The sequence below is a fragment of the Faecalicatena contorta genome, from assembly GCF_021531995.1.
In the GTDB taxonomy this organism is placed as follows: Bacteria; Bacillota; Clostridia; order Lachnospirales; family Lachnospiraceae; genus Dorea_A; species Dorea_A contorta_A.
The window spans coordinates 1-6,175 of record NZ_JAFBIZ010000143.1 but is presented as its reverse complement, the minus strand read 5'-3'; the positions used below and the strand labels follow the sequence as shown (position 1 = coordinate 6,175).

At 41.7% G+C, this 6,175-nt stretch carries 6 protein-coding genes; 2 read left to right on the top strand and 4 right to left on the bottom strand.

Features of this window, described 5'->3' with window-relative positions:
• Nucleotides 1-58 precede the first annotated feature (58 nt).
• Entirely contained in the window at nucleotides 59-241 is a 183-nt protein-coding gene (locus JQM82_RS13970; protein WP_235251008.1) for a hypothetical protein, read from the top strand.
• Between the two features lie 11 nt (nucleotides 242-252).
• On the top strand, nucleotides 253-513 hold the full coding sequence (locus tag JQM82_RS13965) for a spore coat protein (protein WP_235251007.1): 261 nt from the start codon (nucleotides 253-255) through the stop codon (nucleotides 511-513).
• 331 nt (nucleotides 514-844) lie between these two features.
• Here JQM82_RS13965 and JQM82_RS13960 read toward each other — a convergent pair whose 3' ends face one another.
• The 4 genes from JQM82_RS13960 to JQM82_RS13945 form a co-directional block, all read right to left on the bottom strand.
• A complete protein-coding gene (locus tag JQM82_RS13960; protein WP_235251006.1) occupies nucleotides 845-1,447 on the bottom strand; it encodes an HD domain-containing protein in 603 nt (200 codons plus the stop codon).
• An 81-nt stretch (nucleotides 1,448-1,528) separates the two neighbouring features.
• Nucleotides 1,529-3,343 (bottom strand): ABC transporter ATP-binding protein, encoded by a 1,815-nt coding sequence (locus JQM82_RS13955; RefSeq protein WP_235251005.1) that lies wholly within the window; start codon nucleotides 3,341-3,343, stop codon nucleotides 1,529-1,531.
• A gap of 1 nt (nucleotide 3,344) precedes the next feature.
• Nucleotides 3,345-5,573, bottom strand: a complete 2,229-nt coding sequence (locus JQM82_RS13950) for an ABC transporter ATP-binding protein (protein ID WP_235251004.1) — start codon at nucleotides 5,571-5,573, stop codon at nucleotides 3,345-3,347.
• A 25-nt stretch (nucleotides 5,574-5,598) separates the two neighbouring features.
• Nucleotides 5,599-6,099 carry a MarR family winged helix-turn-helix transcriptional regulator gene (locus JQM82_RS13945; protein WP_235251003.1) on the bottom strand — a complete coding sequence of 167 codons (501 nt, stop codon included), beginning with the start codon at nucleotides 6,097-6,099 and terminating at the stop codon, nucleotides 5,599-5,601.
• Between the last annotated feature and the right edge of the window lie 76 nt (nucleotides 6,100-6,175).

Genomic DNA, 6,175 nt, shown 5'->3' with positions numbered 1-6,175 from the left:
ATATTTTTTCCGGCAATCAGACATACTAATTTTGAATTCAAAAAAGGGGGAATTTATTATGGCCGAAATATCTGTACTTGACTTACAAAATCTCCGCCATCTGATCGGCGGATATGACACCAGCCACTGTAAAATGCAAGATTATGCTTCTCAGGCAAAAGACCCGGAAGTCAAAAAACTTTTCCAGGATGCCGCCGAATCCGCCATGAAAAACAAACAGGATTTGATGAAATTTTTATAGGAGGTTCTGATATGTTAGACGAAAAAACAATGGTCAGTGACGCTCTGGCAGGCGTCAACGGAGAACTCGTCCGCTATGGAGAGATGATCTCTCAGACAGAAAACAAGGAGTTAAAACAGTGCCTGAAACAGATCCGCAATCAGTGTGAAATGTCTCAGGAACAACTTTATCAGATTGCGAGAGAAAAGAGCTATTATGTTCCTGCCGAAAAAGCAACACAGCAGGAAATCAATCATGTAAAATCCGTTCTTGCAGGATTATCCATGAAATAATATTATATTTTTCAAAAAGCAGCAATTATGCAGAAAATTTGTAATAATTGCTGTTTTTTATTTACATTTCTCAATGTATATGCTATAATTTAGACAATCTAATTATATTCTTAGTACTTTTTTCAGTACTTCGTTCGTAAAGCATTTTTCAAATTTTTACAATTTTCCCAATTGGTTGATTTTTATATAGTACTGTTATGTCCTTTTTTTGCATGGAATCTATCCACTTTCAGGATGATTTCTATCCTTCACACTTCTGCACGTTCTGTGCTTTATATAACGCGCTGCCAGATCTTCTTCTGCCAGCGCTTTTTTCTGAAGATTTTTACATCTATCCGTCCTGTTGTTCCGCGTTCAAATGTCCCTTCACAACATTTGGACTGATAAAATGTTCCAGGGCGTATTTCCATAAAACCTCTGATCCTTTGTGTGTATTTTTATTTCTTCCCATCACCTGGTCCAGATGAACATTATGCTCCTCCCATGCTTTTCCATCTGTAGCATCATTTAACATGATCGGCTGAAGGTTGTCCATTGTCCTTGCAAATCTCGCTTCCTTCGATTCGCAGGTCTCAAATTCTTCCCACAAATCCTTCATTTTCTTTCCCTGATCCTCCGGAAGCATGCCAAAAATTCTCTCTGCTGCTTTTTGTTCGCGTTGCCTCTGCGTTTTTTTAGCTTCCTCATCATAAGCATACGTATCCCCGGCATCGATTTCAACAATATCATGAATCAGAAGCATGGTCACCGTCTTCAACACATCTATCTCTTCATTCGCATACTCACTCAGCAGGATCGTCATGATCGCCATATGCCATGCGTGTTCCGCATCATTTTCCTTACGTTCTCCATCCGTCAGATAAGTCTGACGGCCAATAAACTTCTCCTTGTCAATTTCCCTGATAAAACTAAACTGCTGATCTAAACGCTTCATAATCACTTTCCTCCTTTAACGTGATAAAAAAGGGACGGGGAATTTTTAAAAATCCTCCGTCCCTTTTTTATCGTTTTAACGTTATGCAGTCTTTGCAAATTGTGAATTATACAATTCTGCATAAAATCCGTTCTTTTTCAACAATTCTTCATGATTGCCCTGTTCTACGATGTCTCCCTCCTTCATGACGAGTATCAGATCTGCATCCCGAATCGTCGACAACCGATGCGCGATGATAAAACTGGTTCTTCCCTCCATCAAGGTGTCCATCGCCTTCTGAATCTGTATCTCCGTTCTTGTGTCCACGGAACTGGTAGCCTCATCCAGTATCAGTATCTTTGGATCTGCCAGAATTGCTCTTGCAATGGTAAGCAGCTGCTTCTGTCCCTGAGAAACATTGCTTGCTTCTTCATTCAGTTCCATATTGTAGCCTCCCGGCAGTGTCTGAACAAACCGGTGGACACGCGCTGCTTTTGCGGCTTCCACAACCTCTTCATGTGTTGCATCCAGTTTTCCGTACCGGATATTATCCTCAATGCTTCCCTTGAACAGCCAGGTATCCTGCAGGACCATACCGAACATCTGACGGAGTTCTTCCCGGTTAAAGTCGCGGATATCATGACCATCCACTTTGATTGCGCCATGATTGACATCATAAAATCTCATTAACAATTTTACCATAGTTGTCTTTCCGGCGCCAGTCGGACCTACAATTGCAATCTTCTGACCCTGTTTGATTCCGGCACTGAAGTCTTTGATGATAATATGATCCGGATTGTAACCAAACTGAACATGATCAAACTCTACATTCCCTTCCAGTCCCTCTATCGATACCGGATCAGGAACAATCTGCACTTCCTCAGGTTCCTCCAGGAATTCAAATACCCTCTCCGAAGCTGCCGCTGTAGACTGCAGCATATTAGCCACCTGTGCCACCTGCTGAATCGGTTGTGTAAAATTCCGGACATACTGTGTAAATGACTGTATATCCCCTACTTCAATCGCCTGTTTCATTGTCAGGACTCCGCCGAGAATAACGACACCGGCATAACCGAGATTGCCGACAAACTGCATGATTGGCATCATCATTCCTGACAAAAACTGGGATTTCCACGCGGACTGATACAACATTTCATTATCTTCATCAAATACCCGGATTACATCTTCCTCTTTATTAAATGCCTTGACAATATTATGCCCTCCATAGACTTCTTCCACCTGTCCGTTTACATGTCCCAGATATTCCTGCTGATTTTTAAAATATATCTGAGAGTTCTTTACAATCACGGATATCATTCCCATAGAAATCGGAAGGATTAAAAGTGCGACCACCGTCATCAGAGGACTGATACTCAACATCATAATCAATACACCTATGATCGTTGTAATCGAGGTAATGAGCTGCGTTGCACTTTGATTCAGACTCTGGCTCAGAGTATCCACATCATTGGTAATTCTGGACAACACTTCTCCGTGTGTCATCTTGTCATAATAATTCATCGGCAGACGATTGATCTTTTCTGAGATCTCTTTTCGCATACGATACGTCAGCTTCTGCGAAATTCCCGTCATGACATATCCCTGTATAAAGGAAAACGCTGCACTGGCCATATATAAGCACAAAAGAAACAGAAGAATCTTTCCAATCTTTTCAAAATCGATTCCACTTCCTCCGGATACTTTTCTTACCAGTCCGTTAAATATTTCTGTAGTAGCCTTTCCAAGCACTTTCGGACCAACAATGTTGAAGATCGTGCTTCCAATGGCAAATACACAGACAAAGAATAACGCCACTTTATATTCTGCAAGATATCCTGCCAGTTTTTTCATCGTACCCTTAAAATCCTTTGCTTTCTCAGTTGACATATGTTTTCCATGTCCCATACCTTTTGCCATATTAGACCACCTCCTTCATATCATTTTCCAGTTCCTGCTCCGACATCTGCGAAGAAGCAATCTGATAATATGCGTCACAGTTTTTCAGCAGTTGTTTGTGAGTTCCTTTCCCTACGATCTGTCCGTCCTCCAGAACGATGATCTGTTCTGCATGCAGAATAGTACTGATTCGCTGTGCGACAATCATAACCGTACTGTCTGCCGTCTTTTCTTTTAATGCTGCCCGCAGTGTTGCATCTGTTCTGTAATCAAGTGCAGAAAAACTGTCATCAAAGATATACACATCCGGATGCTTTGCAATCGCTCTCGCGATCGATAATCGCTGTTTCTGACCTCCGGATACATTAGATCCTCCCTGTGAGATTGCACTGTGATACTGTTTCTTCTTCTGTTCAATAAACTCTGCTGCCTGTGCGATGGAAGCTGCTTCCACCATCTCTGCTTCACTTCCTTTTGGATTACCGTACATGATATTAGAAGCAATATCTCCAGAAAACAGGATCCCTTTTTGCGGCACATATCCCAGCTTTTCACGAAGTTCATGCTGAGACACTTCCCGGATATCCTTACCGTCAATGGTAATCTTTCCTTCTGTCACATCATAAAATCTGGGAATCAGATTCACAAGCGTTGATTTTCCACATCCTGTACTGCCGATAAACGCAGTTGTCTCACCTGGTTTTGCAGTAAAGGATATATCATGCAGAACATCTTCATCTGCCCCCGGATATCGGAAAGACACATGGTCAAATACGACTTCACCTTTTCCTTCTTCTGCAAGCCTTTTCGGCTGTTTTGGATCATGTATCATCGTATCGCTCTTCAACACTTCATCGACACGCTCTGCAGACACAGCAGCCCTTGGAAGCATGACAGAAATCATACATATCATTAAGAACGACATGATAATCTGCATGGTATACTGAATAAATGCCATCATATCTCCAACCTGCATTGCTCCATCATTGATACTGTGTCCGCCGACCCAGACGATCAGGACTCCAATCCCATTCATGATAAACATCATCATAGGCATCATCAAAGTCATTGCCCGGTTTACAAACAGATTTGCTTTTACCAGATCCCTGTTTGCCACGTCAAATCGCTCTTCTTCATGCTTCTGTGTGCCAAAAGCACGAATCACCTGAAGCCCTGTCAGGATCTCTCTGCTGACCAGATTCAGACGATCCACCAGTTTCTGCATGATCTGGAATTTTGGCATAACCATAACAAATAATACAGCTACAATTGCGACGATCATTCCAACCGCAAGTGCAATGATCCAGGACATGTCCACATTCGTATGGAATACTTTCCAGATACCCCCGATTGCCATGATCGGTGCATACATAACCATTCTGAGTATCATGACAACAAGCATCTGTATCTGTTGTATATCGTTTGTACTTCTTGTAATCAGCGATGCTGTAGAAAACTTATCAAATTCCCCATTGGAAAATCCTACTACTTTCCGGAACACATCTCTTCTCAGTCCACGGCCTACGCCCGCACCGATCCGGGATGCCATAAGTCCTACCAGAATACTTGCCACCATACCAAGTGCAGCCAGCGCAAGCATCTTTCCTCCTGTATGCAGGACGTAGCGGATCTCAATCTCATCCACGTCCATCCCAATACACTCATATGCATTTCTGATGTAAGATGCAGCTGCCTGCTCAATCATAGAATCCGGCATATCACTTATTTTTTCATCCATCTGCTCTATGACCTGATCCCGCTGTTCGTCTGACATCATACCAAACATATCATATATCGACATCTTGCTTATATCCGGCATCTTCATCTGCTCTTGCATCTGTCCCTGCATCTGTTTTGTCATATCACTGTCAGAATCAAATCCGGTTACAAGAAACATTGGTTTTCCAAGCACGGACGATAATTGTTCCATTTTTTCTTTGTTTTTTTGAACAGAAGATTTTAATTCCATAATGATTCCATCATATCCATACGTTTTTGTCGTCTCAGTATATGCTTTCATTACAATTTCCTGTTCTTTTGACGGAACAAACAAAAGTAGTTTTTCCAGATCTGCTTTTGCAATTGTCTCCGGAACGGTCTCATCGATGCCACCCTGCTGGATTCCTATATTTACAATATCAGAAGTGTATGTCGGCAAAGATAGATCACAAAATGCCTGGACAACCAGAACACAGATCACTGCCACAACCCCTCCGGCATATGGCTTTAAAAATTTCAGTAATTTCCTCATGTTTTGCCTTTCCTTTCTACCGATTTTATAATTTACTCTTTAAAGATGGCTTTGTCACATCCATAATCTCCTGTAGATTCATACCATTAAAATCTCTTGATTCCAGAAGATTCTTCTTCATCTCAGAAAGCAGTCTCCGCATAAAAAGCCTCTCTTCCTGCGACAGACCTTTCAAAGTCAATTCTTCCATCTCTTTTATCACACACTTTACTCCGTCTACACATTCAATGCCTTTTTTGGCAAGCTGGATCCGTATAATCCTCTGATCATTATGATCCGGTTCCCTGAGAACGTAACCCTGATCTTCCATCTTCCTTAATGCAACCGTCATGGATGGCGGTGTGATCCCGATTACCTCTGCCAGTTCCCTCTGGGACATATTCCCTTGACAATGCAGAACAAACAGAATCGCCGCCTGACTCGGTTTCAGCTTTAATTCATCCATACGTCTGATTGCCTGATACTTGGTTAGCTGCATGATCTGAAACAGCAGTACAAAAATCGAGGAATCCTCTATCATATTCATAAAATATATCCTCCTGTAAATGAAACTTTTTATTTGATTAGTTTTCTAACGAATATACTATGCATTATTCCTATAC